This is a genomic window from Methylobacterium sp. Leaf104, from assembly GCF_001422885.1.
Taxonomy (GTDB): Bacteria; Pseudomonadota; Alphaproteobacteria; order Rhizobiales; family Beijerinckiaceae; genus Methylobacterium.
The window spans coordinates 123803-150397 of record NZ_LMMZ01000012.1; the positions used below are offsets into that span (position 1 = coordinate 123803).

Annotated in this window: 29 protein-coding genes; 22 read left to right on the forward strand and 7 right to left on the reverse strand. The window is 72.4% G+C overall.

Going from position 1 to position 26595, the window contains the following annotated elements; all coding sequences use genetic code 11:
• Positions 1-40: 40 nt before the first annotated feature.
• From ASF49_RS09980 to ASF49_RS10035, 12 genes are all read left to right on the forward strand, one after another.
• Positions 41-388, forward strand: a complete 348-nt coding sequence (locus tag ASF49_RS09980; protein ID WP_056471555.1) for a hypothetical protein — start codon at positions 41-43, stop codon at positions 386-388.
• A 10-nt stretch (positions 389-398) separates the two neighbouring features.
• Positions 399-608 (forward strand): hypothetical protein, encoded by a 210-nt coding sequence (locus ASF49_RS09985; RefSeq protein ID WP_056471559.1) that lies wholly within the window; start codon positions 399-401, stop codon positions 606-608.
• 99 nt (positions 609-707) lie between these two features.
• Positions 708-1073 (forward strand): PepSY domain-containing protein, encoded by a 366-nt coding sequence (locus ASF49_RS09990; protein WP_056471561.1) that lies wholly within the window; start codon positions 708-710, stop codon positions 1071-1073.
• A gap of 102 nt (positions 1074-1175) precedes the next feature.
• Positions 1176-1853: a response regulator transcription factor gene (locus ASF49_RS09995; RefSeq protein ID WP_055946034.1), complete on the forward strand. Its 678-nt coding sequence runs from the start codon at positions 1176-1178 to the stop codon at positions 1851-1853.
• A 241-nt stretch (positions 1854-2094) separates the two neighbouring features.
• A complete protein-coding gene (locus ASF49_RS10000) occupies positions 2095-3513 on the forward strand; it encodes a sensor histidine kinase (RefSeq protein ID WP_056471564.1) in 1419 nt (472 codons plus the stop codon).
• Between the two features lie 207 nt (positions 3514-3720).
• Complete coding sequence (gene ccmI, locus ASF49_RS10005; protein ID WP_056472639.1) at positions 3721-5259, forward strand: c-type cytochrome biogenesis protein CcmI; 1539 nt, start codon at positions 3721-3723, stop codon at positions 5257-5259.
• 181 nt (positions 5260-5440) lie between these two features.
• The gene (gene ccmE / locus ASF49_RS10010; protein WP_056472642.1) at positions 5441-5980 is read left to right on the forward strand and encodes a cytochrome c maturation protein CcmE; all 540 of its coding nucleotides are present in this window, start codon (positions 5441-5443) and stop codon (positions 5978-5980) included.
• A 58-nt stretch (positions 5981-6038) separates the two neighbouring features.
• Positions 6039-8039 (forward strand): heme lyase CcmF/NrfE family subunit, encoded by a 2001-nt coding sequence (locus ASF49_RS10015; RefSeq protein ID WP_056471567.1) that lies wholly within the window; start codon positions 6039-6041, stop codon positions 8037-8039.
• Complete coding sequence (locus ASF49_RS10020) at positions 8036-8509, forward strand: cytochrome c-type biogenesis protein (RefSeq protein WP_056471570.1); 474 nt, start codon at positions 8036-8038, stop codon at positions 8507-8509. Before ASF49_RS10015 ends, ASF49_RS10020 begins: the two co-directional genes overlap by 4 nt.
• A gap of 186 nt (positions 8510-8695) precedes the next feature.
• Positions 8696-9373, forward strand: a complete 678-nt coding sequence (locus tag ASF49_RS10025; RefSeq protein WP_056471573.1) for a DUF1007 family protein — start codon at positions 8696-8698, stop codon at positions 9371-9373.
• The gene (locus tag ASF49_RS10030) at positions 9364-10368 is read left to right on the forward strand and encodes a nickel/cobalt transporter (protein WP_056471575.1); all 1005 of its coding nucleotides are present in this window, start codon (positions 9364-9366) and stop codon (positions 10366-10368) included. Before ASF49_RS10025 ends, ASF49_RS10030 begins: the two co-directional genes overlap by 10 nt.
• Before the next feature lie 120 nt (positions 10369-10488).
• Positions 10489-11286, forward strand: a complete 798-nt coding sequence (locus ASF49_RS10035; protein ID WP_243214534.1) for a hypothetical protein — start codon at positions 10489-10491, stop codon at positions 11284-11286.
• Here the strand turns inward: ASF49_RS10035 and ASF49_RS10040 are convergent.
• Positions 11211-11795, reverse strand: coding sequence for a histidine phosphatase family protein (locus tag ASF49_RS10040; RefSeq protein ID WP_056471579.1), 585 nt, complete (start codon positions 11793-11795; stop codon positions 11211-11213). The genes ASF49_RS10035 and ASF49_RS10040 overlap by 76 nt on opposite strands.
• 149 nt (positions 11796-11944) lie before the next feature.
• On the reverse strand, positions 11945-12454 hold the full coding sequence (gene irr, locus ASF49_RS10045; protein ID WP_056471580.1) for a Fur family transcriptional regulator Irr: 510 nt from the start codon (positions 12452-12454) through the stop codon (positions 11945-11947).
• Between the two features lie 341 nt (positions 12455-12795).
• On the opposite strand from irr, the gene fabA reads away from it, so the two are divergent.
• The 3 genes from fabA to fabI all read left to right on the forward strand — a co-directional run bounded on the left by fabA (position 12796) and on the right by fabI (position 15989).
• Entirely contained in the window at positions 12796-13377 is a 582-nt protein-coding gene (gene fabA / locus ASF49_RS10050) for a 3-hydroxyacyl-[acyl-carrier-protein] dehydratase FabA (protein ID WP_056471583.1), read from the forward strand.
• Between the two features lie 132 nt (positions 13378-13509).
• Entirely contained in the window at positions 13510-14736 is a 1227-nt protein-coding gene (fabB, locus tag ASF49_RS10055; protein WP_056471586.1) for a beta-ketoacyl-ACP synthase I, read from the forward strand.
• A gap of 419 nt (positions 14737-15155) precedes the next feature.
• Positions 15156-15989: an enoyl-ACP reductase FabI gene (fabI, locus tag ASF49_RS10060; RefSeq protein ID WP_056471588.1), complete on the forward strand. Its 834-nt coding sequence runs from the start codon at positions 15156-15158 to the stop codon at positions 15987-15989.
• A gap of 10 nt (positions 15990-15999) precedes the next feature.
• Here the strand turns inward: fabI and ASF49_RS10065 are convergent, their stop codons facing one another.
• From ASF49_RS10065 to ASF49_RS10085, 5 genes are all read right to left on the reverse strand, one after another.
• Positions 16000-16569, reverse strand: coding sequence for an NUDIX domain-containing protein (locus ASF49_RS10065; RefSeq protein ID WP_056471591.1), 570 nt, complete (start codon positions 16567-16569; stop codon positions 16000-16002).
• Positions 16570-16645: 76 nt separating this feature from the next.
• Positions 16646-16825 carry a hypothetical protein gene (locus tag ASF49_RS10070; protein WP_056471594.1) on the reverse strand — a complete coding sequence of 60 codons (180 nt, stop codon included), beginning with the start codon at positions 16823-16825 and terminating at the stop codon, positions 16646-16648.
• A 23-nt stretch (positions 16826-16848) separates the two neighbouring features.
• Positions 16849-17301, reverse strand: coding sequence for an RNA polymerase sigma factor region1.1 domain-containing protein (locus ASF49_RS10075; protein ID WP_082511164.1), 453 nt, complete (start codon positions 17299-17301; stop codon positions 16849-16851).
• 141 nt (positions 17302-17442) lie between these two features.
• Positions 17443-18486 carry a YihY/virulence factor BrkB family protein gene (locus ASF49_RS10080; protein WP_056471604.1) on the reverse strand — a complete coding sequence of 348 codons (1044 nt, stop codon included), beginning with the start codon at positions 18484-18486 and terminating at the stop codon, positions 17443-17445.
• Positions 18487-18549: 63 nt separating this feature from the next.
• Positions 18550-19557: a LysR family transcriptional regulator gene (locus ASF49_RS10085; protein ID WP_082511094.1), complete on the reverse strand. Its 1008-nt coding sequence runs from the start codon at positions 19555-19557 to the stop codon at positions 18550-18552.
• Between the two features lie 116 nt (positions 19558-19673).
• Between ASF49_RS10085 and ASF49_RS10090 the strand changes: the two genes are divergently transcribed.
• The 7 genes from ASF49_RS10090 to ASF49_RS10120 all read left to right on the forward strand — a co-directional run bounded on the left by ASF49_RS10090 (position 19674) and on the right by ASF49_RS10120 (position 26350).
• Positions 19674-20282: a YceI family protein gene (locus ASF49_RS10090; protein WP_431739899.1), complete on the forward strand. Its 609-nt coding sequence runs from the start codon at positions 19674-19676 to the stop codon at positions 20280-20282.
• Positions 20283-20316: 34 nt separating this feature from the next.
• Positions 20317-20919: a cytochrome b gene (locus ASF49_RS10095; RefSeq protein ID WP_056471609.1), complete on the forward strand. Its 603-nt coding sequence runs from the start codon at positions 20317-20319 to the stop codon at positions 20917-20919.
• Entirely contained in the window at positions 20916-21497 is a 582-nt protein-coding gene (locus ASF49_RS10100; protein WP_056471615.1) for a YceI family protein, read from the forward strand. The genes ASF49_RS10095 and ASF49_RS10100 overlap by 4 nt, the downstream gene beginning before the upstream one ends.
• A 354-nt stretch (positions 21498-21851) precedes the next feature.
• Positions 21852-23318 carry an MmgE/PrpD family protein gene (locus ASF49_RS10105; RefSeq protein WP_056471618.1) on the forward strand — a complete coding sequence of 489 codons (1467 nt, stop codon included), beginning with the start codon at positions 21852-21854 and terminating at the stop codon, positions 23316-23318.
• A gap of 102 nt (positions 23319-23420) precedes the next feature.
• The gene (locus ASF49_RS10110) at positions 23421-24608 is read left to right on the forward strand and encodes an MFS transporter (RefSeq protein WP_200930040.1); all 1188 of its coding nucleotides are present in this window, start codon (positions 23421-23423) and stop codon (positions 24606-24608) included.
• A 23-nt stretch (positions 24609-24631) separates the two neighbouring features.
• Entirely contained in the window at positions 24632-25285 is a 654-nt protein-coding gene (locus tag ASF49_RS10115; protein ID WP_056471630.1) for a DsbA family oxidoreductase, read from the forward strand.
• A gap of 60 nt (positions 25286-25345) precedes the next feature.
• Entirely contained in the window at positions 25346-26350 is a 1005-nt protein-coding gene (locus ASF49_RS10120; protein ID WP_056471633.1) for an MBL fold metallo-hydrolase, read from the forward strand.
• Positions 26351-26595 lie beyond the last annotated feature (245 nt).

Genomic DNA, 26595 nt, shown 5'->3' on the forward strand with positions numbered 1-26595 from the left:
GGAACGTCCAAGTGCGAGGTTGCCTTGGGAGGAGGTCGCCTTGGAGAAGATCGCCCAGGAAGCCGCGCACCTGCTGGTGTCGCAGGAGGGCGCGGGCTGGATCGTCGCCGTCCTCCTCGGGCTCGCCTGCGTCCACCTGCACCGGGAATCGATGCGCGCCCAGGAGGCGCGCCTCGGAGACGTGGGCGCCACCGCGACGGCCCTGGAACGGGCCTCGCAGACCAACGCGGCGGTGGCCGCCGCCCTGGAGAGCCGCACCCGCGTGCTGGAGGACCTGTCGCGGGTGGCGGCCGGGATCGCGCGCAGCGTCGAGTTCAACGACGAGCGGGCGCGGGAGAAGCTGGACGACATCCTGCGCCGCCTCGCCGAGGCCCGGACGCGCCCCTGAGGAGACCGCCATGGACCGGATCACCCTCCTGCTGCACCGCCGCCGCGACCGCCGCCGGGTGGCGGCCCTGCGCCTGCGCAGCGCCCGCCTGCGTTTCGAGCACTCCTCGGCCGCCCTGCGGCGGGCCGCCCTCGACCATATCGACGGCCACTCCCCGATCGGTGCGATGCTGCGGGCGACCCTCGCGCGCCTCGCCGCCGAGGGCGCCGGACCGGCCTGAACGGCCCCGGCCCGGCCGCCGACGGGAACCGAATGGCCGAGGTTCGGCTTGGCTCGGCATTCAGGGCACATTCAGTGCCTCCTCCCTAAACGTCGGCCCATGCGCATCCTCCTCGCCCTGCTGTTGATCGGACTGACCGTCGCGGGTTTCGCGACGGGCTCGATCGACACCTACGCGGAGGAGACGACGGCGGGCACGGTCACCACGCCACTGGCCGCGATCCCGCGCAGCGAGACCTGCCTCAGCCCGGCGGACCTGCGCGAGGCCGTGGCCGACAAGCGGGTGATCGCGCCTGTGGCAGCCATCCGCGCCGCCCGCCAGGTGATCCCCCGGGCCGAGATCCAGCGGGCGCGCCTGTGCCGGAACGACGAGACCCTCGTCTACCTGCTCACCGCCCTGCGCCGGGACGGTCAGTTCGTCCACGTCGTCGTCGATGCCACCACCGGGCAGGTCAGCGGACCGTGAAGCGCTTTCGGACGGAAGCCGTTTCGCGCCGCGGCGGAGACGTCTAACGTGCGCGGCGCGCCGACCCGCGGGTCCAGGCCATCATCGTAGGAGTTCGGGACCGTGCGGTTGCTCGTCGTGGAGGATGACCGGGACATCAACCGGCAGGTGGTCAACGCCCTCGAGGAGGCCGGCTACGTCGCCGACAAGGCCTTCGACGGCGAGGAGGGCGGCTATCTCGGCGAGAACGAGCCCTACGACGCGATCATCCTCGACATGGGCCTGCCCAAGACCGACGGCGTGAGCGTGCTGCAGAAGTGGCGCCGGGCCGGCATCAAGACCCCGGTCATCATCCTCACCGCCCGGGACCGCTGGTCCGACAAGGTCGACGGCTTCGATGCGGGGGCCGACGACTACGTCACCAAGCCCTTCCACATGGAGGAGCTGATGGCCCGGGTGCGCGCCCTGCTGCGGCGCGCGGCCGGCCACGCCACCAGCCAGATCGCCTGCGGCCCGGTGGTGCTCGACACCCGCTCCGGCCGGGTCTTCGTGGACGGCAACCCGGTCAAGCTCACGAGCCACGAGTACCGCCTGCTCTCCTACCTGATGCACCATACCGGCCGGGTGGTCTCGCGCGCCGAGCTGACCGAACACCTCTACGACCAGGATTTCGACCGCGATTCCAACACCATCGAGGTCTTCGTCGGCCGCCTGCGCAAGAAGCTCGCCGTCGACCTGATCCAGACCGTGCGGGGGCTGGGCTACCTCGTCGACCCGAACCAGCCCGCGCCGCGGGTGTGATCTCAGCGCCGCGGACTCATCGCGAGGCGCTTCGCCCGGATCAAAGTCTGCCTTTACGCGAGCACGAGGGCGAAGAACCGCCGCGGCACGAGTTCGTAATATTCAGATCGCCTGGGCGATCACCCCGAATCTGGGCAATCGGCGGGCGGGATCGTCCCGTGAACGTGGCGTGGAGTTGCGGCTGTGGCATAGACTTTCAACTGTAACGCAGACCAGCAGCTGAAACGCAGACTTGGCCAGTATGATCTCCTCCCCCTCCTGGCTCCCGATGCGCCGGCGCTCGATCGCGGTGCGCCTCGCCACCTCGGCCCTGCTGGCGAGCTCGGCGATCCTGCTGATCGCCGCCTGGATCCTCACGACCCTGTACCGCGAGAACACCGAGCGGGCCTTCGACAGCCGTCTGCTGGTCTACGCCAACAACCTCGCCACCGACCTCGTCTCGCCCAACGATCCCGAGAGCCGCTCCTTCACCCTGAGCGATCCGCGCTTCGACCTGCCGCTCTCGGGCTGGTACTGGCAGATCGGGCGTCCCGACGCGAAGCCGCGCGACCTGCGCACCTCGCGCTCCCTCGTCGGCGTGCCCCTGAAGGCGGCCGGCACGCCCGACACCAAGGCGGGCATCGGCCAGATCCGCCAGGGCTACGGCCGGGCGCAGGACGAGCGCCGCCTGCGCGTCATCGAGCGCGACGTCGATCTCGGCGAGGAGGGCCGCTACACCGTGCGGGTCGCCGGCCCCGCCGACGAGATCGAGAACGACGTCGACCGCTTCCGCTTCTCGCTGATGGTCACCTTCGGCCTGCTCGGCCTGTCGCTCGCCCTCACGACCCTCTTGCAGATCCGCTTCGGCCTGGCGCCGCTCGCCAAGCTGCGGAACGCGCTGGGCGCCATCCGGCGCGGCGAATCGGACCGCATCACCGGCGAGTACCCGCGCGACATCGCTCCCCTGGCGGGCGAGGTGAACCTGCTCATCGAGACCAACCGGGAGATCCTGGAGCGGGCGCGCACCCAGGTCGGCAACCTCGCCCACGCCCTGAAGACGCCCCTCTCGATCATCGTCAACGAGGTCGGCGCCGCCGACGCGCCCGAGGAGCTCGCCGCCAAGATCCGCGAGCAGGCCGCCGTGATGCGCGACCAGGTGAACTACCACCTCGACCGCGCCCGGGCGGCGGCGCTGGCCGGCACCCTCGGCACCTCCACGGAGGTCGAGCCGGCCCTGGCCGGCCTCGTGCGCACCTTCGGCAAGATCTACCGCGACAAGGACATCGCCTACGAGGTCCACGTGCCGGCCGGCCTGCGGTTCCGGGGCGAGCGCCAGGACTTCGAGGAGATGATCGGCAACCTCGTCGACAACGCCTCGAAATGGGCCCACGGCCGGGTGGCGATCCGGGCCGAGGCGGTGGGCAAGAACGATTATCCCCACCTTCTCGTGGCCATCGAGGACGACGGGCCGGGGCTCGCCCCGGAGGACCGGGCGGAGGTGCTCGGGCGCGGCCGTCGCCTCGACGAGACCAAGCCGGGCTCGGGGCTCGGCCTCTCGATCGTGGCCGATCTCGCAGCCCTCTATCGCGGGCGCTTCCGCCTGGAGGAGGCGACGCTGGGGGGCCTGCGGGCGGTGATCGAGGTGCCGGGGGACGCGCCGGCCGGCGTCGCCCCGCACTGAATCGCGCCCCGTGGCGGCCGGAGGCCCGACCCGGCGGCGCCGGGCACGCGGGCGGGCTCGTGGGGACCCGGTTTCCCCGCCCGCCCTCATGCTCTAGGGTCGCGCCCTCCCCCGGAAGTGCTGCGCGTGACACCGTGTCGCCCAAGGCCTGCATCGTGCCGGCGGGGACCCGCGTCTACATGCAAGCGGGGCAGCGTCTGGGGCGTGATGACGGCACTTTGGTTCATATTGGCGGTCATGACCGGCGCGGCGGTGTTCGCCCTGCTCTGGCCGATGTCGCGCCGGGCCAATCCCGCCGCCGCGCCGGAGGCCGGCGGCCTCGCCACCGAGACCGGCTTCTACGAGGACCAGCTGCGCGAGATCGAGCGCGACGAGGCCCGGGGCCTGATCGCGGCGCCGGAGGCGGAGGCCGCGCGCACCGAGGCGGCCCGTCGCCTGCTGCGCGCCAACCGCGCCGGCGTCCCCGCCGCCCAGGACATCGCCGAGCCGGCCCTACGCCAGCGCCGGGCGGCCTCGGCCTTCGCCCTCTCGACCATTCCCCTCGTCGCCCTCATCGCCTACGGCCTCTACGGCTCGCCGCACATGCCGGCGCAGGGCCAGGCCGAGCGGGCGGCGGCCCAGAGCGGCGATCAGGATCTGCTCAAGGCGATCGGGCAGATCGAGGCGCGGCTCGCCGCCGACCCCACCGACGGGCGCGGCTGGTCGGTGCTCGCCCCCGTCTACATGCGGATGGGCCGCTTCGACGACGCCGCCCACGCCTACGAGGCGGCCACCCGCCTCCTGGGCGAGACGCCGCAGCGCCTGTCCGACTGGGGCGAGGCCCTGGTGGCGGCGGCCAACGGCGCGGTCACGCCCCAGGCCAAGGGCATCTTCCAGCGTGCGGTCGACCTCGACGGGCAGGTTGCCAAGCCACAATTCTACCTCGCGCGGGCGGCCGAGCTCGACGGCGACGTTCCCCAGGCGGTCCGGCGCCTGCGGGCCATGGCCGACGCCGCCCCCGCCGATGCGCCCTGGCTCCCCCTCGTCCGCGAGAACCTCGCGCGCCTGACGGGCGAGACCGCGCCCGGACCGTCGAAGGCGCCCGAGGCCGGCGCCGCGGCCGCCCTCCAGGCGCTGCCGCCGGCGAGCCGCGACGGGGCCATCCGGGCCATGGTCGACAGCCTCGACAAGCGTCTCGCCGATCGCGGCGGCAGCCTGGAGGATTGGCTGCGCCTCGTGCGCTCCTACGGCGTTCTGCAGGATCGCGATAAGGCGAAGGACGCCCTGGAGCGGGCGCGCAAGGCCCTGGGCGACGATCCCGAAGCCAAGACCCGCCTCGACGCGATCGCCGCCGAGGCGGGCCTGGCGGCGGCGCCCGCCACCCCGGCCCTCGCTCCGGCCGCGCCCGCCGCGTCGGTCCCGCCGGCGGCCGGAGCGGCCTCGGACGACGCGGACCGGGCGGGCACCGAGGCGGCCGTCGCCGCCGTGAAGGCGATGCCGGCGGCCGAGCGCGACGCCGCGATCCGCGGCATGGTGGCGGGACTGGACCGACGGCTGGCGGCCAAGGGCGGCAGCGTCGACGACTGGCTGCGCCTCATCCGCTCCTACAGCGTGCTCGGCGAGCGCGACCGCGCGCTCCAGGCCCTGGACCGGGCCCGCATGGCCCTGAGCCCCGACGCGGCGGCCATCGAGCGGCTCGGCGAATTGTCGCGCGAGCTGAGCCTCCAGCCCGGCGCGAAGCCGGGCGCAGCAGCGGCGAAGCCCTGATCCGCGGCGCGAAGCCGCCACCCCTGACAATCGGTCCCGGCCCCGGGCCTTGACCCGGATGGCGCCCCGGCCGACACCGGAGGACGCGACATTCCCTGCCGGGAATCTCGCTTTGCCGGAGATCTCGGCGCGGGATGCGCGCCGCCCCACCGTCCGTGCCACCAACCGGGACCCTGCCCACGTGACCCGCAAGAGCCGCCGCCTGATCCTGATCGCCGCCTGCGGCGCCGTGCTGGCGCTGGCGCTCGGCCTGATCCTGTCGGCCATGAGCGGGTCGATCGTGTTCTTCCGCTCGCCCACCGAGGTCGCCGCGCAGACCGTGGCGCCCGGCACGCGCTTCCGCCTCGGCGGTCTTGTGAAGGACGGCTCGCTCCAGCGCGGCCCGGACCAGACCGTCGACTTCGCGGTGACCGACACCAACGCCACCATCGCGGTCCAGTATCGCGGCCTGCTGCCCGACCTGTTCCGCGAGGGCCAGGGCGTGGTCGCCGAGGGCACCCTGCTGCCGGGCGGCATCTTCCGCGCCGACACCGTCCTGGCCAAGCACGACGAATCCTACATGCCGCGCGAGGTCGCCGACGCCCTCAAGGCGCAGGGGCGCTGGCAGGAGGGCAAGGGCATGGTCGACAAGCCCGCCGCGGCCGCCTCCGAGACGAAGACGGCCCCGGAGACCAGGACGGCCGCCGAGGACAAGACCCTCGGCCAGCGCAGCGAGCGATGATGCCACGCATCCGTCGGCCGGTTCCCCGCCGGCACAGCCCCCGGAAGGACACCCCGCCTTGCTGATCGAGGTCGGCCATTTCGCGCTCGCCCTGGCGCTCGCCCTGTCCCTGGTCCAGGCGGTGATGCCGGTCTGGGCCGCCCGCTCGGGCGACCAGGCCCTGCGGGCCGTGGCGACGCCGGCGGCGCTGGGCGCCTTCGCCTGCATCCTGTTCTCGTTCGGCGCGCTGACCTACGCCCACGTCACGTCGGATTTCTCGGTCCTCAACGTGATCGAGAACTCCCACACCGCCAAGCCCTTCCTCTACAAGATCTCCGGCGTCTGGGGGAACCACGAGGGCTCGATGCTGCTCTGGGTCCTCATCCTGGCCCTGTTCGGGGCGCTGGTGGCGGTGGCGCGCGAATCCGTGCCGCCGACCCTGCGGGCGAACACCCTGGCGGTGCAGGGGCTGATCACCTTCGTGTTCGTGCTGTTCATCATCACGACCTCGAATCCGTTCACCCGGGTCAGCCCGGCGCCGACGGAGGGCAACGACCTCAATCCGCTGCTGCAGGATTTCGGCCTCGCGGTGCATCCGCCGCTCCTCTACGTCGGCTATGTCGGCTTCTCGATCACCTTCGCCTTCGCCATCGCGGCGCTGATCGACGGGCGGATCGACGCGGTCTGGGCCCGGGCCGTGCGCCCCTGGACCCTGATCGCCTGGAGCTTCCTGACCCTCGGCATCGCGATGGGCTCGTACTGGGCCTATTACGAGCTGGGCTGGGGCGGCTGGTGGTTCTGGGACCCCGTCGAGAACGCCTCGCTGATGCCCTGGCTCGCCGGCACCGCCCTCCTCCACTCCACTGTGGTGATGGAGAAGCGCGACGCCCTGAAGGTCTGGACGGTGCTGCTGGCCATCCTCACCTTCTCGCTGTCGCTGCTCGGCACCTTCATCGTCCGCTCGGGCGTGCTGACCTCGGTCCACACCTTCGCCACCGACCCGACCCGCGGCGTGTTCATCCTGGCGATCCTGATCCTGTTCATCGGCGGCTCGTTCACCCTGTTCGCCTGGCGGGCGCCGATGCTGCGCCAGGGCGGCATCTTCGCGCCGATCTCGCGCGAGGGCGCGCTGGTGATGAACAACCTGTTCCTGGCCGCCGGCTGCGCCACGGTCTTCGTGGGCACGCTCTACCCGCTGCTGCTGGAGATGCTGACCGCCGAGAAGATCTCGGTCGGGCCGCCCTTCTTCAACTACACCTTCGTGCCGCTAGCGATCCCGCTCCTCCTGATCGTGCCCTTCGGCCAGACCCTGGCCTGGAAGCGCGGCGACGTGCACGCGGCGACGCAGCGCCTGTTCGCGGCCCTGGCCGCCGCGCTGGTGGTGGGCCTCGCCGTGATGGCCCTGACCTGGGGCGGCCCGATGATGGCGCCCGTCGGCATCGGCCTCGGCGCCTACCTCATCATCGGCTCGGTGATGGAGATCGTGTCCCGCGCCCGCGGCTACGGCGGCAGCCGCGCCCGGGGCGCCGCGATCTGGCGCCGCGCGGCCGGCCTGCCGCGCTCGGCCTGGGGCACCGCGATGGCCCATGCGGGCGTCGGCGTCGTCGTGCTCGGCATCGCGGCCCAGGGCTGGGCGACGGAAGGGCTGAAGACCCTCAAGCCCGGCGAATCCCTGGCCTCCGGACCCTACGCGGCCACCCTCGACCGGGTCGGCCCGCGCAGCGGCGAGAACTACGCCGAGACCACCGCCTTCCTGACCATCCGCAATGCCGGCGGCGACTTCGTCGGTACGGTGGAGACCGGCAAGCGGTTCTATCCGAGCCGCAAGATGACGGTGACCGAATCCGGCCTGCTGACCATCGGCGCGAGCCAGGTCTATGCCAGCCTCGGCGAGGTCCTGCCGGAGGGCGCCATCGGCCTGCGGCTCTACTACAAGCCCCTCGTGCTGCTGATCTGGCTCGGCGCCGTGGTGATGGCGCTCGGCGGCGCGATCTCCCTGACCGACCGGCGCATGCGCGTCGGCGCCCCGGCCCGGGCGCGGGCCAAGTCCGTCCCGCCCGGCATGGCCCCCGCCGAATGAGCCGGGCCGCGCTCTCGCGCCTCGTCCTGGCTCTCGGGCTGGCGCTGGTCCCCGCCGGCGGCGCCCGGGCGGTCCAGCCGAACGAGGTGCTGAAGGACCCGGCCCTGGAGGCGCGGGCGCGGGACATCTCGTCGGGCCTGCGCTGCCTCGTCTGCCAGAACCAGTCGATCGACGATTCCGACGCGCCCCTCGCCCGGGACCTGCGCCTGATCGTGCGCGAGCGGCTCACCGCCGGGGACGACGACCAGCAGGTCCAGGCCTACGTGGTCGGGCGCTACGGCGAGTACGTGCTCCTGCGCCCCGTCTTCGCCCTGCACACCCTGCTCCTGTGGCTGACGCCGGTGGCGGTGGTCGGCCTGGGCCTGTTCGGGCTCTGGCGCCTGTCCCGTCGCCGCTCCGGCGACACCGCCGCCGCGGGCCTCAGCGCCGAGGAGCGCGCCGAGATCGCCGCCCTGACCCGGCGCGACTGAGCCGGCCGCCGGAGGCCCCGCTCGCCCTCGCGACCCGCGGACAGGCACGGCGACCGGGGCGCCATCGGCCGGGCGCCGACGCCTCGTTTTCGCCCCAGTGAGGCAGGAGACCGTTTCGAGGCGACGGACCACGCGGCCGGCGCGGCTTTACGAAGTCTTTACCCTGACTCGCGAGCGTCCCGTGCCATGCCGACCGCCTCGCTCTCCCGCCTCGCCGCCCTTGCCGGAGCCGCCCTCTTGGCCCTTGCCGCGCCTCCGGCGCAGGCGCATCCCCACGTCTGGGTGACGACCAAGGCCGAGATCGCCTACGGCGAAGGCGGCCGCGTCACCGGCGTCCGCCATGCCTGGACCTTCGACGCCTCGTATTCCGCCTTCGTCACGCAGGGGCTCGACGCGAACAAGGACGGCAAGCTGACGCCGGACGAGCTCTCGGGCCTCGCCACCGAGAACACCGCCAACCTCGCCGAGTTCGGCTACTTCACGAAGATGAAGGTCGGCGGCAAGGAGCAGGCCTTCGCCAACCCCGTCGAGCCCCGCATGGCGATGGAGGGCGACAAGCTCACCCTGAGCTTCCTCCTGCCGCTGAAGACGCCGGTCGTCCAGGGCCGGGGCGTGACCGCCCTCGAGGTCTACGACCCGACCTTCTTCGTCGCCTTCAGCCTCGCCGAGGGCGCGGAGGCCGCCCGCCTCGCGGGGGCGCCGGCGGGCTGCGCCGCCACCCTCACCCGTCCCAAGACCGAGACCCCGGACGCCAGGACCGCGGACGCCAAGCCCGGCATGTCGGAGGCGTTCTTCGAGGCGCTGACCTCGGCCTCGAACTACGGCGTCCAGTTCGCCAACCGGATCATCGTCGCGTGTCCGTAGGCAGCGCCCTCGACGCCGTCCGGCCGGACGGGCGGTCGCGCCTCGCTCGGCAGGTCCTCCTCGCCCTGGCGGCCGTCGCCCTCGCGAGCCTGATCGTCGCCGGGCTCGCCTGGCTGGTGAGCCCGGGCGCCGCCGCGCCGCCGCCGCGCTCGCCGTTCGGCATCGGGTTCCGCGAGGCCGCCCCCGCCGCCACCGGCGTCGGGGGCTGGATCCTCGCCCTGCAGGCGAGCTTTTCCCGCAGCCTCCAGGGCGCGGTGCAATCCCTGAAGGCGGGGGGCGCCTGGGGGCCGATGATGCTCCTCGGTTTCGCCTACGGGGTGTTCCACGCCGCCGGACCGGGCCACGGCAAGGCGGTGATTGCGGGCTACATCGTCGCCGGCGAGCGGGCCCTGACCCGCGGCTTCAGCCTCAGCTTCGCCGCCGCGCTGCTCCAGGCGCTGGTGGCCATCGCCCTCGTGGGCATCGGAACCCTGGTGCTCGGCGCCACCGCCGCGGGCATGACCCGCGCCGGCACGGTGATCGAGACCGTGAGCTTCGCCCTCGTGGCGCTCCTCGGCCTCGCCGTGACTTGGCGCAAGGCCGGGCGGCTGGCGGGCGGCGATCCCGCCTGCGCCCCCGGCTGCGGCCATGTCCACCTGACCGATGCGGCGGCCATCGCCCGCCTCGATTCCTGGCGCGAGCGGGGCGGCGTGGTGCTCGCGGCCGGCACCCGCCCCTGCGCCGGGGCGGTGCTGATCCTCGTCTTCTCCGCCTCGCAGGGCCTGCTGGCCGCCGGCATCGCCGCGACCCTCGCCATGGCCCTCGGCACCGCCCTGACCACCGGGACGCTGGCCAGCCTCGCGGTCTTCGCCAAGGCCTTCGCGCTGCGGCTCGCGGGCGGGCGCGGACGGGCCGGGGCGCTCACCATCGGCGGCCTCGAACTCCTGGCCGGCGCCTTCGTGCTGGTGCTCGGCCTCGCCATGCTGGCGGGGCTCGCGGCCGATCTCGGCGGCTGACGGGCAGCGGCGAATCTCCGGCGGGCTGCCGTCCCGCGCATCCGCCCGCCGAAGGCCCTCCCTCGCCAAGGTCGTGCGGGCGTGGCACTCTCAGCGTCCGAGGGACGGGGGAGCGCGGGCATGACGGCGGGCTTCGAGCAGATCCTGAACTGGCGGCTCCTGGCCGGCTCGCACGATTTTCCCGGCCCGGACGGCGGCACCTGCATCAACGAGGCGGCCATCGTGGCCGCCGGCCTGCCCTACCGGGCGATCCGCGCCTCGGCCGATTGCCCGCCCTGCTTCTCGCCGCCGCTCACCGCCTACGCCCTCGGCCTGAACGACGCGATGCCCGACGCCGAGCGCCCGCGCCTGATGACCTTCGTGCTGCGCCTGTCCGGCTCCGCCGACGCGCCGGCCGTGGAGGCCGAGCGCATCGCCTTCCTGGCTCTCGCGAGCGTGCGGCGCCTCCTGCCGCCCCTCCTCGACCGAGCCGGCCTGCCCGCCCTCGCCGCCGCCTGCGACGGGGCCGCCGATGTGGAGGGCGCCCTGGCGGCGGCACGGGCGGCGGCCTGGCAGGGCGGGGCGCGGGCGCAGGAGGCCTCCCAGCGCGGGGGCTGGGCGCAGGGCGCTCGTGCCTCCGCGGTCGCCCGGGCCGCCACCGCCGCCGTGAAGGCCTTCGCGGATGCGCGCTGCGCGGCCGAGGTCGCGGAGGGCGTCGCGCCCTTCGTGCCGGAGGCCTGGGCCTGTGCCGTGGCGATCCTCGACGAGGCCCTGGGGATCGGGCGCCGGGCGGCTCCCCTCGAGATCGCGCTGGTGCAGCGCCGCCTGGACGCCGCGCGGGCCGAGCCGGCCGAGACGCTCGGTCAGACCGGAGCGGGCGCCGCGGCCGGGTCGAAGGTCACGGTCTGGCAGTTGTCGAGCCAGACTCCCGTCAGGTGATAGAAGAAGGTGCCGTGGCCGACGACCGCGATGCTGCGTTCGGGCCGGGCCGCGAGCCAGTCGCGAAAGCCGAGGACGCGGGCATCGAACAGGCGGCGCGGCTCGATATGGACGCCGCGGGCATCGGGCTCGCCCTCGGCGTGCCACCAGATCTCCGGCAGGTGGTCGACGGCGACGTCCGGAAACTCGGCCGCCAGCACCGAGGCGGCCCGGCCGACGTCGCAGCTGCTCTCCTGGCACTCCCGGTGCAGGACCTCGACGAGGATGCGCGGACGGCTCGGATGGTCGCCGAAGATGCCCTTGGTGGTCTGGATCGCCCGGGTCAGGGGCGAGGTCACCACGAGGTCGAAGGGGATGTCGTGGAGGGCGGCCCGCGCCGCCCGGACCTGCCCCTGTCCCCGCTCGGTCAAGCGGGCATCGACGTGGCCGGGATCCTGTCCGGTCAGGCGGTGGGCGGCGTTGAAGGTCGATTCGCCATGGCGGACGCAGACGATGCGGGAGGGGGCCATACGGGTCCGGTTTCGATGGGATGTGGCGTGCAGGCGATAACCCCGTGAGCCGGGCCATCGTTGCGCCGCGCGGCAGGGCACCGCGCCTAAAGAAAAAGGCCCGGTTGCCCGGGCCTCGATGACATTAGCGCGCAATGAGCGGCGGGCGGTCAGGCCTTGCGAGCGACCGGGCCGCGGCGGCGCAGGCGGACGATCACCTCGACGCCGGCGATCTCCATCCCCTCGGGCGCGTCGGGCAGGGAATCCACGGTGATCCCGCAATCGGGCATGTCCATCACCTGGCCCTCGTCCTCGAGGAAGAAGTGGTGATGCTCGCTCGGGTTGGTGTCGAAGTAGGCCTTCGAGCCGTCGAGGGCGAGCTGGCGCAGCAGGCCGGCCTCGGTGAACTGGTGCAGGGTGTTGTAGACCGTGGCCAGCGACACCGGAACCTTGGCGCGCATCGCCTCGTCGTAGAGCATTTCCGCCGTGAGGTGGCGATCGCCGCGGCCGAACAGCAGCCAGCCCAGGGACAGGCGCTGGCGGGTCGGACGCAGGCCGGCCCGGCGCAGACGGTCGCGCAGATCCGACAGCGGGCAACCGCGACGGCCGGCGGTCGCGTCGCCGCCGGGAACGGTGGCCCGGGCGTTCAGCATGGCCTGCAGGGGCAGAAGGTTGGACATCGGGCGTACAAACATCCCACGCGGAAACTGGAAACTCAGTCTCCATCTATACGGAACCCGTCGCCGCATCGCAACCCGAGCCGCAAGCGGAGCCGCTGAGCCGCGCGGGGGCCGTCTCCCATCCGGGCTGCGGCCTCGTCCGGCCGGGTGGCGGCCGCGGATTGGGACGCCCGGAGCGGGCACGCAGCTTTGAGGCGCACAGGCCCTGTGTTAACGAAGCGCCGATTTCACGCCGCGTCGTCGGCCGGATCGGCCCGTGCCGGTCCAGCGCGGAGATGGCGGCGCGAGGCCGAGGGGCCTTCTCCGCCCCGGACCCATCCTTGAGGACCGATCCGCTCATCATGTCTTCCGCTTCCGATCCGAACGCTCCGTCGGGCACCGCCCCGGCGACCGCCGTGCCCCAGCGGGCCTCGCACTATTCCTACGAGGAACTGCTCGCCTGTGGCCGCGGCGAGCTGTTCGGTGCCGGGAACGCGCAGCTGCCGCTGCCGCCGATGCTGATGTTCGACCGCATCGTCTCGATCGGATCCGAGGGCGGCGCCCACGGCAAGGGCCACGTGCGCGCCGAGTTCGACATCCGCCCGGACCTCTGGTTCTTCGGCTGCCACTTCAAGAACGACCCGGTGATGCCCGGCTGCCTCGGCCTCGACGCCCTTTGGCAGCTCGTCGGCTTCCACCTCGGCTGGCTCGGGGCTCCCGGCCGCGGCCGGGCGCTGGGCGTCGGCGAGGTCAAGTTCTCCGACCAGGTCCTGCCCACGGTGACCAAGGTCGTCTACGGCATCGACATCAAGCGCGTGCGCCTCGGCAAGCTGGTGCTCGGCATCGCCGACGGCTGGCTGGAGGCCGACGGCACCCGGATCTACGAGGCCAAGGACCTGCGCGTCGCGCTGTTCCAGGCGCAGGCCGACGCCGCCGGCGGCTGAGGCCGGCCCGGTCGAGTCGGCCGGCGCAGTTGAGATCGGGACGTCCGCGTCCTACCTGAAACCACGCGCAGGTGCCGTCTCAAGAACAAGCACCGCGAAGAGCAAGCCCCGGCGGCGGAGAGCATCGTGTCCATGCGGCGTGTCGTGATCACCGGGATGGGCATCGTCTCATCCATCGGCAACAACACCGAGGAAGTCCTCGCCTCGCTGCGCGAGGCCAAGTCCGGCATCGGGCGTTCGGCCTCCTACGCGGAGCACGGCTTCCGGAGCCAGGTCGAGGGCCGTCCCACCCTCGACCCCGAGGGCGTCGTCGACCGGCGCGCCATGCGCTTCCACGGCGGCGGCACCGCCTGGAACCACGTCGCCATGGACCAGGCGATCCGGAACGCCGGGCTGGAGGCGGGCGACGTCTCCAACGACCGCACCGGCATCATCATGGGGTCGGGCGGTCCGTCCACGAAGGTCATCGTCGAATCCGCCGCCATCGCGGTCGACAAGGGTCCCAAGCGGGTCGGCCCCTTCGCCGTGCCGAAGGCGATGTCCTCCACCGCCTCGGCGACCCTGGCGACCTGGTTCAAGATCAAGGGCGTGAACTACTCGATCTCCTCGGCCTGCGCGACGTCGAACCACTGCATCGGCAATGCCGCCGAGGTCATCCAGGGCGGGCGCCAGGACATCATCTTCGCGGGCGGCTGCGAGGATCTCGACTGGACCCTCTCGGTGCTGTTCGACGCGATGGGCGCCATGTCGTCGAAGTACAACGACACTCCGGCCCGGGCCTCCCGGGCCTACGACGCCAACCGCGACGGCTTCGTCATCGCGGGCGGTGCCGGCGTGCTCGTGCTGGAGGAATACGAGCACGCCAAGGCCCGCGGCGCCACGATCTACGGCGAGATCGCCGGCTACGGCGCCACCTCGGACGGGCACGACATGGTCGCGCCCTCCGGCGAGGGTGCGGTGCGCTGCATGCGCCAGGCGATTGAGGGCCTCAGGGGCGCCAAGATCGACTACATCAACCCGCACGCCACCTCGACGCCGGTCGGCGACGACAAGGAGATCGAGGCGATCCGCGAGGTCTTCGGGCGCGGCGATGCCTGCCCGCCGATCGCCGCCACCAAGTCGCTCACCGGCCATTCCCTCGGGGCGACCGGCGTGCAGGAGGCGATCTACGCGCTCCTGATGATGAACAACGACTTCATCTGCGAGAGCGCGCATATCGACGAGATCGACCCGGCCTTCGCCGACATGCCGATCCTGCGCCAGCGCCGCGACGGGGCGAAGCTCGGCCACGTCCTCTCGAATTCCTTCGGCTTCGGCGGCACCAACGCGACGCTGGTCCTCAAGCACGTCGACGCCTGACGGCGCCGATCATGCTTCGGCGTTAAGGGATCGACCTTTGCATTAAGGAACTGGAGAGGCCTTCCGCGGTTCATCGTTTCTATGGATTGCTGGAAGGCATCGCCATGTTGTGGTTCACCCTCGGAACGGTCGGCGGCCTCGCCATTGCCGGAACCACGGCCGTGTACATCAAGCAGGTCATGATCGACCGCGCCAACTGCGACACGGACGGCTACTTCTAGCCGACGGATCCGGCCGCCTCCCTCGGAATTCCTGCAAGGCCCCGTCCCGGCCCATGGCCCGGACGGGGCCTTCGCGTTTCGCACAGGGCCTCTCCCAAGGGACCTGCCCGGATTGGACAGAGTCACGAGCCCCGCGCTAAGCCTCAGGCCAACGATGACGGGTCCGAGGGGCCCAGGGTCCGCGACCGGGAGAAGTGCATGACGGGTTTGATGGCGGGAAAGCGCGGCCTCATCATGGGGGTCGCCAACGACCACTCGATCGCCTGGGGCATCGCCAAGGTCCTGCACCGCCACGGAGCCGAACTGGCCTTCACCTACCAGGGCGACGCGCTCGGGCGCCGGGTGACGCCGCTGGCGGCCTCCGTCGGCTCGGACATCGTCCTGCCCTGCGATGTCGAGGACATCGCCAGCGTCGACGCGCTGTTCACGGCCCTGGACACCCGCTTCCCCGAGGGCCTCGACTTCGTCGTCCACGCCATCGGGTTCTCCGACAAGGGACAGCTCAAGGGCCGCTACGTGGACGTGACCACCCGCGAGAATTTTTCGCGGACGATGACGATCTCCTGCTTCTCCTTCACCGAGATCGCCCAGCGCGCGGCCAGGCGGATGCCGCGCGGCGGCTCGCTCCTGACGCTGACCTATGGCGGCTCCACCCGGATCATGCCGAACTACAACGTCATGGGTGTCGCCAAGGCCGCCCTCGAGGCCTCCGTGCGCTACCTCGCCGGGGATCTCGGGCCGGACGGCATCCGGGTCAACGCCCTCTCGGCGGGTCCGATGCGGACCCTGGCCGGCGCCGGCATCGCCGACGCCCGCCTGATGTTCAACCACCAGAAGGCGCATGCCCCCCTGCGCCGCACGGTGACCCAGGAGGAGGTCGGCGGCTCGGCGATGTACCTGCTCTCGGACCTCTCGGGCGGCGTCACCGGCGAGATCCACTTCGTCGATTCCGGCTACAACATCATCTCGATGCCCCGTCCCGACGTGCTGCAGGCCCAGGACGAGGCGGGCGTCATCGGCGACGCGGTCTGAGGCGAGAAGCTCAGTCCTCGAACAGGTCGGGCCGGCGGGCGCGCAGGGCGAGGACCAGGGTCAGGGTCTTGAGGTCGGTGAATTCGCAGCGATCGGCCATCCGGGCGAGGTCGGCCAGCGGCAGCTCGACGACCCGGATGTTCTCGTGCTCGCCGTCCGCGCCCCCGCCGCCCTCGACCCGGTCGGCCGCGGCGTAGGCGGCCAGGAACAGGTGGATCCGCTCCGTCGAGATGCCCCCGCAGGAATAGGTGGCGCCGACGAAGTCGAGGTCGCCCAGGCGCAGGCCCGCCTCCTCCAGCACCTCCCGCCGGGCATTCTCCTCGGGCGTGCCGTCGTCGATCAGGCCGGCCGGGGCCTCGAGCTGGCTCTGCTCGCCGGCGACGTAGAGCGCCGGCACGCGCAGCTCGCGCACCAGGGTCGCGACCCGGCGGGCGGGATCGTAGGGCAGCACCCCGACCGAATTGCCGTGGTCCTCGATCTCGCGCTCGGCCTCGCTGCCGTCGGCGAGGCGGACGCGAGCCAGGGAGAAGCGGCTCCAGCCCTCGTGGAGGGTCCGCAGGCTGAGGATCTCGGCTTTCATCGCGGCACGGTCCTTCTCGCGCGAGGGCGCGTTTCCAATCGCCCGGAGGCGCGTTCCGGTCGTGGGCGCCCCGCCCTCAGGGGCCGCCCGCCAGGGCGCCCTCGATCACCATGATGAGCTCGTCGAGGTTGACCCGGCCGTCGAGCGTCAGGAAGCCCGGTTCGCCGGCCTCGACGCTCAGGCCCTGCTCGCTCACCTCGGCCTGGCGCTCGAGTTCGGCGATGATCGCCCGCGCGATGGTGGTCTGGATATCCATGTCGGCCTCCCGCGTGCCGGGTGTCAGTGTCCGAGGGCGATCAGGGCGGCTCCCATCAGCACCAGCACGATCAGGCCCGCCACCAGCACCGCCGACCTGACCCGCCGGCTCTCGGCCGGAGACGCCGCTCCGGCCGCGTCCCCGTCGGCGGTGACGGTCGCCTCCGCCCCTCGGGCGGGAGGCGGGACCGGGCGCGGCGCCACCGAGGCGGCGTCGTGGGAGGGCAGTCCGGGCGCCGGGGCGATGGGCACCGGCGCTATCCCATCGGGATGCGCCCGCCCGGGCAGCAGGTCCTCCAGCTCCACCGCGATGCCGGCGGCGTCGAGGTCCAGCACCACCTGGGCGATCGCCTCGGCGCTCATGCTCTGGATCGGCAGGGCCGCCTGCAGGTCGGCCGGGGAGAGCTCGCCCTTCTGCCGCCCCAGGGCGATCAGCCGGGCGAGGTCCTGCCGGGCGAGGACCGGGGCGGCACTCACCACGGGCGCGGCGCCGGCGCGGCGCCGCCGGGCCGGGAGGGTCGTGCGTGTTGTGATCCGGCCATTCGCCACTCCCGACGTTTCGCCGTCGGGCAACCCGCCCGGCCTCGGCGCTGTTCCCGGGCGCCGGCGTGCCGCAGCTCACTCCTGGCTCGGCCCCACGCTGTCGGCGGCGAAGGCCTGGCGGACCCCCAGGGGCTTCGGCCGACCCTCGGTGCTGTCGCAGCCGGTCTGGCGCTCCATCTCCGAATTGATCTCGGCGCCCACGAGGACGATGACGATGGACAGCCACATCCAGGTCATGAACCCGATGCCGGCCCCCAGCGACCCGTAGATGCGGTTGTAGCTGTCGAAGCTCGCCACGTACCAGGAGAACACCCCCGAGGCGGTGACCCAGAGCAGGGCCGCGAGGCTGCTGCCCCAGGTCACCCAGCGCCACTTCGCCCGGTTCCGGCTGGGGCCGTAGCGGTAGATCAGCGACAGGCTGAGGGTGACGACGCCGAGGAGAGCCGGCCAGCGCACGATCTGCAGGATGGTGTCGGTGGCGGTGATGAAGCCGAGGCGGTCGAGGATCGCCGGCAGCAGCACCACCGCGCTGGTGGAGACGAGGAAGAACACCACGCTGGTGATCGTGAACAGGAAGGTGGTGGCGTAGAAGCGGATCAGGGTGCGCTTCTCCCGCTCCTTGTAGATCACGTTGAGGGCGTCGAAGAGCGCGCTCACCCCGGAATTGGCGCTCCAGAGGGCGATCAGCAGGCTGATGCCCGACGTGGTGCTCAAGGAGCCGGTGCTGCGCTGCGCGATCCGCACCAGTTGGTCCGAGAACAGCTCGAGGGCGCCCGGCGGCAGGATGTCCGCCAGCAGGCTGACGTGCTGGCTGATGACGTGGGGGTCCGAGAACAGCCCGTAGATCGACACCACCGCGACGAGGCCGGGGAAGACCGCCAGCAGGGCGAAGAAGGCGACGCCGCCCGCCGTGGTCAGCACCCGGTCCTGCGGCATGGCCCAGAACACCCGCCAGAGGATATCCCGCCAGCCGGCCTTGGGGATCTCGACGGGGTCGGTCGCGCCCCGGCCGCGGCCGGGCTCGTGCGCGCGCTGGCGCGCCTCCGCCAATTCCTCCGGATTCAGGGCGCGGGTGCTGACCGAGCGCCAGTCCTGACCCTCTTCCTCTTCTCGCACCATGCCGAGACCCCGCCGGACCGCTCGTCGCCGGAACGCCGCCGCGAGGGGTTCGCCCTCCCGGGATCACACTCTGCCTGAAGTCTCGTTATAGGTCGTCACCGATGCCGGGACAGGTGTAGGACGATCGAGCCCGGCCATGGGGCAGGTCGCGGCCTGCCGGGCCAGCTCCGTGCGGACGTGCTCGCGGAACAGGCGCACCCGCGCGGGAAGTTCGCGGCCCGCGAGGGTGACGGCGCGCAGGGTCCCGCCCCGGCTCGCCCAGTCGGGAAGGACGCGCACGAGATCGCCCCGGACCAGGGACCGCGCCGCGACGAGGCTCGGGATATGGCCGATGCCGGCCCCGGCCAGGGTCAGGCGCAGCACCGTGGCGAAATCCGTGGCCCGCACGGCCGGGCGCAGGGTGATCCCGGCCTCCCGTCCCTCGGCGTCCGAGACGAGGATCTGGGTGGCGCCGAGGCGCTCGCGGGCGAGCACCACGTCGTGTGCCGACAGCGCGGCGATGTCGACCGGGCCCGGGCGCTGCGCCAGATAGGCCGGGGCCGCGTAGAGGCCGATCGTCAGGTCGGCCAGGATCGGAGCGGTGTAGCCGCTGTCGGGATGGTCGCCGCCGCCGAGGCGGAGCGCGAGGTCGACCCGATTGGCGGCGAGATCGAGGCGGCTGTCGGTGATGAGGAGTTCGAGGGTGATCTGCGGGTGCCTGGCCCGGAAGCTCGCCACGAGGTCCGGCAGCACCTCGACGCCGAAATCGATCGAGGCCGTCACGCGCAGGTGTCCCCGCGGCAGGGTGCGGGCGCCCCGCGCCGTCTGCAGGGCCTCGTCGAGCAGGGCGAGGCTCTCCAGGGCCCGGGCGTGGAAGGCGAGCCCCTCGGCGGTGGGCGAGACCGCCCGCGGCGTGCGCGCCAGCAAGGTCACCTTCAGCACCGTCTCCAGGCGGGCGACGCGCCGGCTGACGCTGCCCTTGGTCTCGCGCAGGAAGGCGCCGGCCTGGGTCATGCTGCCGAGGTCGACCACCGCGCAGAAGGCGCGGACATCGTCGAGGTTTCCGGCGAAGGTTTCCAGATGCGCAACCATGTGTCCCCGATTAGCGCGCTATCGCACCGCCGGGAAGGCGCCTATCTGCGCTGCACCGAACCGGCGCCCAGGGTGTCACCGTCCCCGGCGCCCTCATCCTCGGAGTGAAGCCCGTGATCCGTCTCTCCTCGTCTCTCGTCGCCCTGACCCTCGCGCTCGCCGCGCCCGCCCTCGCCCAGACCCCGCCGACCCGCGACCCGGCCCAGATCCAGGCCGGGACCTACGCGGTCGATCCGGGCCACACCCAGGTCGGCTGGACGGTCTCGCATATGGGCTTCTCGAACTACTCGGGCGGCTTCTCGGACGTGTCCGGCACCCTGGAGCTGCAGCCGAAGACCCCCGCCGCCTCGAAGCTGTCCATCAAGATCCCGGTGGCGTCCGTGACGACGACCAGCGAGAAGCTGACCGGCGAGCTCAAGGGCGACCAGTGGCTCGACGCGGGCAAGTTTCCCGAGATGACCTTCGTCTCCACGAAGGTCGCCCCCGAGGGCAAGGACAAGGCGAAGGTCACCGGCGACCTGACCCTGCACGGCGTGACGAAGCCGGTGACGCTGAACGTCACCCTGGTGGGCGCCGGCGTGAACCCGCTGAACAAGAAGGTCACCGTGGGCTTCGAGGCCACCGGCACGATCAAGCGCTCGGAGTTCGGCGTGAAGACCTACGTGCCGCTGATCGGCGACGACCTGCACCTCACCATCGCGGGCGCCTTCGAGCGCAAGGAGTAGGGCGCGCCGTCCACCCGGCCGAAGGAAGAGCGTCATGATCGGGACCGCCCGCGCCGTGCCCCCGCCGCGCTACACCCGCATCGCCATCGCGCTGCACTGGCTCAGCGCGCTGGCGGTACTGGGGCTGATCGCGATCGGTCTCGCCATGACCCACGCGGATCTGGCGCCGATGCGCCGGTTCCAGCTCTACCAGTGGCACAAGTCGGTCGGCATCACGGTGCTAGCCCTGACGCTGCTGCGCCTCGGCTGGCGGCTGGCCCACCGGCCGCCGGCCCTGCCCGCGACGCTGCCGGCCCGGGAGCGGGCCGGCGCGCACGCGGCCCACGCCCTGCTGTACGGGCTGCTCCTCGGCCTGCCGCTCGCCGGCTGGGCCGTGGTCTCGGCCTCGCCCTTCAACCTGCCGACCGTGCTCTACGGAATCCTGCCCTGGCCGCACTTGCCGGTGCTGCCGGAACTGACGAACAAGGCCGCCGTGGAGGCGCTGCTGAAGCAGGTCCATGCCTGGGGGGCCTGGTTCCTCGTCGGCCTTCTGTTGCTCCATGTCGGCGCCGCCCTGCGCCATCACCTCGTGCTGCGCGACGACACGCTCCGGCGGATGCTGCCCCGCGCCCCGCTCAAGTCCGGAGCCCAGCCATGACCGTCGTTCGTCTCGCCGTCGCGACCGCCCTCGCGGTCGCACCCCTGGCCCTTCCCGCCCGCGCCGAGGCCGCGGCCTGGACGGTCGATGCGGCCAGGAGCCGGATCGGGTTCTCGGGCGTCCAGGTCGGCGCGCCCTTCCAGGGCCGGTTCAAGCGATTCTCCGCGCAGATCGACTTCGACCCCGCCGCCCCGGAGACCGGGCACGCCGTGGTCGACATCGACCTGGCGAGCGCCGAGACCGGCGACGCCCAGCGCGACGCCTCGCTGCCCCAGGCGGAGTGGTTCGACGTCAAGGCCATGCCGCAGGCCCGGTTCGAGGCGACCCGGTTCGTCGCCAGGGGCGGGGACGCCTACGAGGCCGTCGGCAGCCTGACGATCCGCGGCATCCGCCGCGACGCGGTCCTGCCCTTCCGCCTGACGCGCGAGCGAGCCACGGCCCGCGCGGTGGGCCATCTCGACCTCGTGCGCACGCAGTTCGGCGTCGGCCAGGGACCCTGGGCCTCGGGCCAATGGGTCGCCCTGGAGGTCGGCGTCGACATCGACCTGACGGCGACGCAGGCGGCGTCCAAGCCCTGAAGACCGGGAGGCCGGACGTTCCCGGCGCCAAGCGTCCCGGAAGGATCAGGTCTCCGTCCCCGGAGCACGAAGATCTGCGCCAGAGCACGAAGACCTAGCCGCGCTCGATCCTTTCGAGATCCCGCGCGTTCCACGCTGTGCTCCCTCCTCCGCTCCCCGGATGCGCCGCCCGAATCGCGAAATCTTGTTTCCGGCGCGTAAAAGCCGTGGGCAGCCCGCATCGGGCGGGAGCCGTTGCCGCGGCGATGCGGTTATCCCTCGATTCCGGTCCCTCCGACGGCCTCGGCCCCGGGCGCGCCCGGCACGGCGGCGTCCACTTGGGCGCCGGCCGCAAGAATCGAGAGGGAGAGATCCATGCCCGTGCCCACGATCGACCGCCGTGTCCTGCTCGGGTCCGCGAGCCTCGCCCTCGTGGGGGCCGGCAGCCTCGCGCCTCCCGCGCTGGCGGCAGCCGAGATCAGGCCGGACCCGAAGCCGGTGCCGCCGGAGGTCACCCGGATCCTCGCCCGCTACGTCGTCGGCGCGCGCTACGCGGATCTGCCCGAAGCGGTCCGCCGCGAGGGCACGCGCACCCTGCTGAACTGGGTCGGCGTCGCCATCGGCGGATCGCATCACGCGACTCTGGACGTCGCGGTCTCGGCCCTGAAGCCGTTCTCCGGTCCGCCCCAGGCCGGGCTGTTCGGGCGCCCCGAGCGCTTCGACATCATGAACGCCGCCTTCCTCAACGGCGTCGCCAGCCACATCTTCGACTACGACGACACCCACCTGAAGACCGTGATCCACCCGGCCGGCCCGGTCGCCTCGGCGATCCTCGCCTATGCCGAGATGAACCCGGTCTCGGGGGCGGATTTCCTCAACGCCCTGGTGCTGGGCGTCGAGACGGAATGCCGGATCGGCAACGCGGTCTACCCGAACCATTACGATGTGGGCTGGCACATCACCGGCACCGCCGGGGTGTTCGGCGCGGCGGCCGCGACGGGCAAGCTGATGGGCCTGAGTGAGCAGCAGATGGTCTGGGCGCTCGGGCTCGCCGCCTCGCAGCCGGTGGGCCTGCGCGAGTCCTTCGGCTCCATGAACAAGAGCTTCAATCCGGGCCGGGCCGCCTCGAACGGCCTGTTCGCCGCGATCCTCGCCGCGAAGAACTACACGAGCTCGGACGGGATGATCGAGGCGAAGCGCGGCTGGGCCAACACCATCTCGACGAAGCAGGATTACCGCGAGATCACGGAAGGCCTCGGCACCCGCTACGAGGCGGCGCTCAACACCTACAAGCCCTTCGCCTGCGGCATCGTCATGCACCCGGCCATCGACGCGGCGGTGCAGCTGCGCAACGAGAACCACCTCACCGCCGACGCGATCGAGCGGGTCGACATGAAGGTCCACCCCCTGGTTCTCGAGTTGACCGGCAAGACCGCGCCGCGCACCGGCCTCGAGGGCAAGTTCAGCATCACCCACGCCGTCGCGGTGGCGCTGGTGGAGGGAGCCGGCGGCGAGAAGCAGTTCAGCGACCGGGCGGTGACCGACCCCGTCATCGTGGCCCTGCGCGCCCGGGTGAAGCCGGTGGTCGACCCCGCGATCCGGCCCGAGCAGGTCGAGCTCACGGTGGTGCTGAAGGACGGCCGCAGCCTGCCCCGGCGCATCGAGCACGCCATCGGCAGCGTCGAGCGACCGATGTCGGACGCCGCGCTGGAGACCAAGTTCACCGACCTCGCGGACGGCATCCTGCCCGACGACCAGGTCCGGCGGGTCATGGACCTGTGCTGGCGCATTGCCGAGCTGCCCGATGCCGGCGACGTGGCCCGGGCCGGCGTCCAGGCCTGACGCACCGGAACCGGGATCGACGCGCCGCTCCCGTCCGCGTATGGCGAAGCCCATCCCCGGGCTCTGCCCTGCGCGACGTCCCTCCGCCCGCCGCCATCAAGGATCACGGACCTGAAGGCCGAGTTCTCGACCACGCGCCTGATCGTGATCCTGGCCTTCGCCGGCTTCGCCAGCACCTTCGCGGGCCGTTCCATCGAGCCGCTGGTCGGCGTGCTGGCCCGCGACCTGCGCAGCGATCCCCACACGGTGGCGCTACTGTCCACCGCCTTCGCCCTGCCCTACGCGCTGATCCAGCCGATCCTCGGCCCGATCGGCGACGCGCTCGGCAAGGAGCGGATCATCGCGATCTGCCTCGCCATCCTCACCCTGGCCCTGGCGGCTTGCGCGCTCACCACCAGCCTCGACACCCTGTTCGTCCTGCGGATGGTCGCCGGGGGCAGCGCCGGCGGCGTCGTGCCCCTGGCGCTGGCGCTGATGGGCGACCGCATCCCGATCGAGCGCCGGCAGGTCGCCATCGGCCGCTTCCTCGTGGCGGTGATCCTCGGCCAGCTCTCCGGTTCGACCTTCGCGGGCCTGATCGAGGGAGCGATCGGCTGGGCCGGGGTCTTCGCCATCACCTCGGCGGTGGCGGCCCTGGGCTGCGGCGCGGCCCTCTTCGGGTTCGACCGCAGCGCCGCGGCACCGGCCCGGCGGCCGGACTTCCGCACGGCGGTGGCGCGCTACCGCACGATCGTGGGCAATCCGCGCGCCCGCATCCTGTTCGGGGCCGTGTTCGTCGAGGCGATCGCGGTGTTCGGGATCTTTCCCCACCTCGCGCCGCTGATCGAGGCGCGGGGCGAGGGCGGCGCCCGCGAGGCCGGCCTGGCGCTGGCCGGCTTCGCCGCCGGGGGGCTGCTCTACTCGTTCTCGGTCGGCCTGCTCCTGCGCTTCCTCGGCCTGTCGCGCATGCTGATCGGCGGCGGCCTCATCTGCGCCGGCGCCCTCGTCACCATCGGTCTGGCCGGAACCTGGCAGCTCGACTGCGCCGCCCTGGTGGCCATGGGGCTCGGCTTTTACATGCTTCACAACACCTTCCAGGTGCAGGTGACCGAGGTGGCGCCGACCGCCCGGGCCTCGGCCGTGGCGCTGCACGCCTTCTCGTTCTTCTGCGGGCAGGCGCTCGGCGTGGCGATCCTCGGCGGGGCGCTGCAGGGCCTCGGCCAGCTCACCGCCCTCAGCCTCTGCGCCGCCGTCATCGCCGGCCTCGGCTTCGTGACCGCCCGGCGCCTGGCGACGACGCCGTCGCGGTGACGCCCGAATCCCAGGAACCACGGATGTCCCTGACGATCTCGGTGTTCTCGGACGTGATCTGCCCCTGGTGCTTCCTCGGCAAGCACCGGCTGGAGCGGGCTCTCGACGCCCTCGACCTGCGGTCGAGCACCACCCTCGAATGGCTGCCCTTCGAGCTGAACCCGGACATGCCGGCCGAGGGCCTTCCCCGTGCCACCTACCGGGCGCGCAAGTTCGGCCCGGAGCGGAGCGCGGCCCTCGACGCGCAGATGACCGAGCTCGGGCGGGCGGAGGGCCTGACCTTCGCGTTCGAGCGTCTGCAGGTCACCCCCAACACCCGCGACGCCCACCGGCTGATCGCGGCGGCGCAGGACCGGGGCCGCGGAGACGCCGCGGTGGACGGGCTGTTCCGAGCCTATTTCCAGGCCGGCGAAGATGTCGGCGATCCGGCGGTGCTCCGGCGCCTCGCGGACGCGGCCGGACTCGACGGCGCCGCCTGGGCGCAGGCGCGCACGGATGGCGGGCTCGACGCCCGGATCACGGCCCTGGAGGCTCAGGCCGCACAGATGCAGATCGGTGGCGTGCCGTTCTTCATCGTCGACCGCCGCTGGGCGGTGTCGGGCGCCCAGGACACCGAGGCCTGGATCGCCGCGCTCCGCGCCCGGAGGGACGAGGCCTCGGGCATGCCAGCCGCTTGACGGCCGCCCGGAAGGATCCAGTTCTCCGGTGCGGACGACCGCCGACGGGGAGGCTTGTGGATGACCGAGGCGACGCGACGGGGCCTCCTGGGCTCGACCTTGGCCTCGACCCTGGCGGCGGCCGCCCTGGCGGGCTCCGGCCCATCGGCAGCCGCGGCGGGCGCGGCGCCGGTCGAGCCGCAGGCGCCCGGTTTCTACCGCTACCGGGTCGGCGACGTCCGCGTCACGGCGGTGACGGACGGAGCCAACACCATGCCGCTCCCGGAGCGCTTCGTGCTCAACGCCGATCGCGCGGACGTATCGGCGGCGCTCACGGCCGATTTTCGCGACGGGGCGACCCTCACCGTGCCCTTCACCCCCCTGGTGATCGAGACGGCCGGCCGGCGCGTCGTCATCGACACCGGCAACGGCGAGGCCGCCTTCCTGGCGAGTGGAGGCGCCGTGGGGCAGTTCCACACCAACCTGAAGGCGGCGGGCTTCGACCGGGCCGCCATCGACGCCGTGGTGATCTCCCATTTCCACGGCGACCACGTGAACGGCCTGCTGACGCCGGAGGGCAAGCCCGCATTCCCGAACGCCGAGATCCTCGTGCCGGAGCCCGAATGGGCCTATTGGATGGATGACGGCGCCATGAGCCGGGCGCCGGCGGGCCGGATGCAGGACGGGTTCCGCAACGTCCGGCGGGTCTTCGACGGCCTCGGCCGCAAGGTGACGCCCTATGCCTGGGAGCGGGAGGTCGTTCCCGGCCTCACGGCGCAGGGCACGCCCGGGCATACGCCCGGTCACACCGCGTTCCTGCTCGCCTCGGGGCGCGACAGCCTGTTCGTGCAGTCCGACGTCACCAACGTGCCGGTCCTGTTCGCGCGCCATCCGGGCTGGCACGTGATGTACGACCAGGACCCGGCCATGGCCGAGGCCACCCGGCGCCGGGTCTACGACCGGATCGCGACCGACCGCACCCTGCTCCAGGGCTTCCACTACCCCTTCCCGGCCGCCGCCCACCTGGAGAGGACCGCCGACGGCTACCGCGAGGTGCTCGTGCCCTGGAGCCCGGTCCTGCGCTGAGGCCGGTGCCGCGCTCGTGCGGCTCGGGGGAGCGGGACATCCGGCTCACGAGCGCTACCGGGGTGACCTCAGGATCGTGTCGCGGTCCGTCGCGCAGGCTCACGACCCGGTAACACCGGCGCACCGCTCACAGCGAAATCTGGTCGAGGCGCTTGATCGGCCGGGATTTTCCCGACATGGCTCAGCGCATCAAATCCAAGAACAGTTGATAGCGGCCGCCGGGCCGGGAGGGGTCCGGCCACGCT

Excerpts from the sequence above, each read along its gene's own strand:
- ASF49_RS09985 (WP_056471559.1), top strand. The coding sequence starts at position 399 with ATGGACCGGATCACCCTCCTGCTGCACCGCCGCCGCGACCGCCGCCGG.
- ASF49_RS09990 (WP_056471561.1), top strand. The coding sequence starts at position 708 with ATGCGCATCCTCCTCGCCCTGCTGTTGATCGGACTGACCGTCGCGGGT.
- ASF49_RS10000 (WP_056471564.1), top strand. The coding sequence starts at position 2,095 with ATGATCTCCTCCCCCTCCTGGCTCCCGATGCGCCGGCGCTCGATCGCG.
- ccmI (WP_056472639.1), top strand. The coding sequence starts at position 3,721 with ATGACGGCACTTTGGTTCATATTGGCGGTCATGACCGGCGCGGCGGTG.
- ASF49_RS10020 (WP_056471570.1), top strand. The coding sequence starts at position 8,036 with ATGAGCCGGGCCGCGCTCTCGCGCCTCGTCCTGGCTCTCGGGCTGGCG.
- ASF49_RS10025 (WP_056471573.1), top strand. The coding sequence starts at position 8,696 with ATGCCGACCGCCTCGCTCTCCCGCCTCGCCGCCCTTGCCGGAGCCGCC.
- ASF49_RS10035 (WP_243214534.1), top strand. The coding sequence starts at position 10,489 with ATGACGGCGGGCTTCGAGCAGATCCTGAACTGGCGGCTCCTGGCCGGC.
- ASF49_RS10040 (WP_056471579.1), bottom strand. The coding sequence starts at position 11,795 with ATGGCCCCCTCCCGCATCGTCTGCGTCCGCCATGGCGAATCGACCTTC.
- irr (WP_056471580.1), bottom strand. The coding sequence starts at position 12,454 with ATGTCCAACCTTCTGCCCCTGCAGGCCATGCTGAACGCCCGGGCCACC.
- fabA (WP_056471583.1), top strand. The coding sequence starts at position 12,796 with ATGTCTTCCGCTTCCGATCCGAACGCTCCGTCGGGCACCGCCCCGGCG.
- fabB (WP_056471586.1), top strand. The coding sequence starts at position 13,510 with ATGCGGCGTGTCGTGATCACCGGGATGGGCATCGTCTCATCCATCGGC.
- fabI (WP_056471588.1), top strand. The coding sequence starts at position 15,156 with ATGACGGGTTTGATGGCGGGAAAGCGCGGCCTCATCATGGGGGTCGCC.
- ASF49_RS10065 (WP_056471591.1), bottom strand. The coding sequence starts at position 16,569 with ATGAAAGCCGAGATCCTCAGCCTGCGGACCCTCCACGAGGGCTGGAGC.
- ASF49_RS10070 (WP_056471594.1), bottom strand. The coding sequence starts at position 16,825 with ATGGATATCCAGACCACCATCGCGCGGGCGATCATCGCCGAACTCGAG.
- ASF49_RS10080 (WP_056471604.1), bottom strand. The coding sequence starts at position 18,486 with ATGGTGCGAGAAGAGGAAGAGGGTCAGGACTGGCGCTCGGTCAGCACC.
- ASF49_RS10085 (WP_082511094.1), bottom strand. The coding sequence starts at position 19,557 with ATGGTTGCGCATCTGGAAACCTTCGCCGGAAACCTCGACGATGTCCGC.
- ASF49_RS10095 (WP_056471609.1), top strand. The coding sequence starts at position 20,317 with ATGATCGGGACCGCCCGCGCCGTGCCCCCGCCGCGCTACACCCGCATC.
- ASF49_RS10100 (WP_056471615.1), top strand. The coding sequence starts at position 20,916 with ATGACCGTCGTTCGTCTCGCCGTCGCGACCGCCCTCGCGGTCGCACCC.
- ASF49_RS10105 (WP_056471618.1), top strand. The coding sequence starts at position 21,852 with ATGCCCGTGCCCACGATCGACCGCCGTGTCCTGCTCGGGTCCGCGAGC.
- ASF49_RS10115 (WP_056471630.1), top strand. The coding sequence starts at position 24,632 with ATGTCCCTGACGATCTCGGTGTTCTCGGACGTGATCTGCCCCTGGTGC.
- ASF49_RS10120 (WP_056471633.1), top strand. The coding sequence starts at position 25,346 with ATGACCGAGGCGACGCGACGGGGCCTCCTGGGCTCGACCTTGGCCTCG.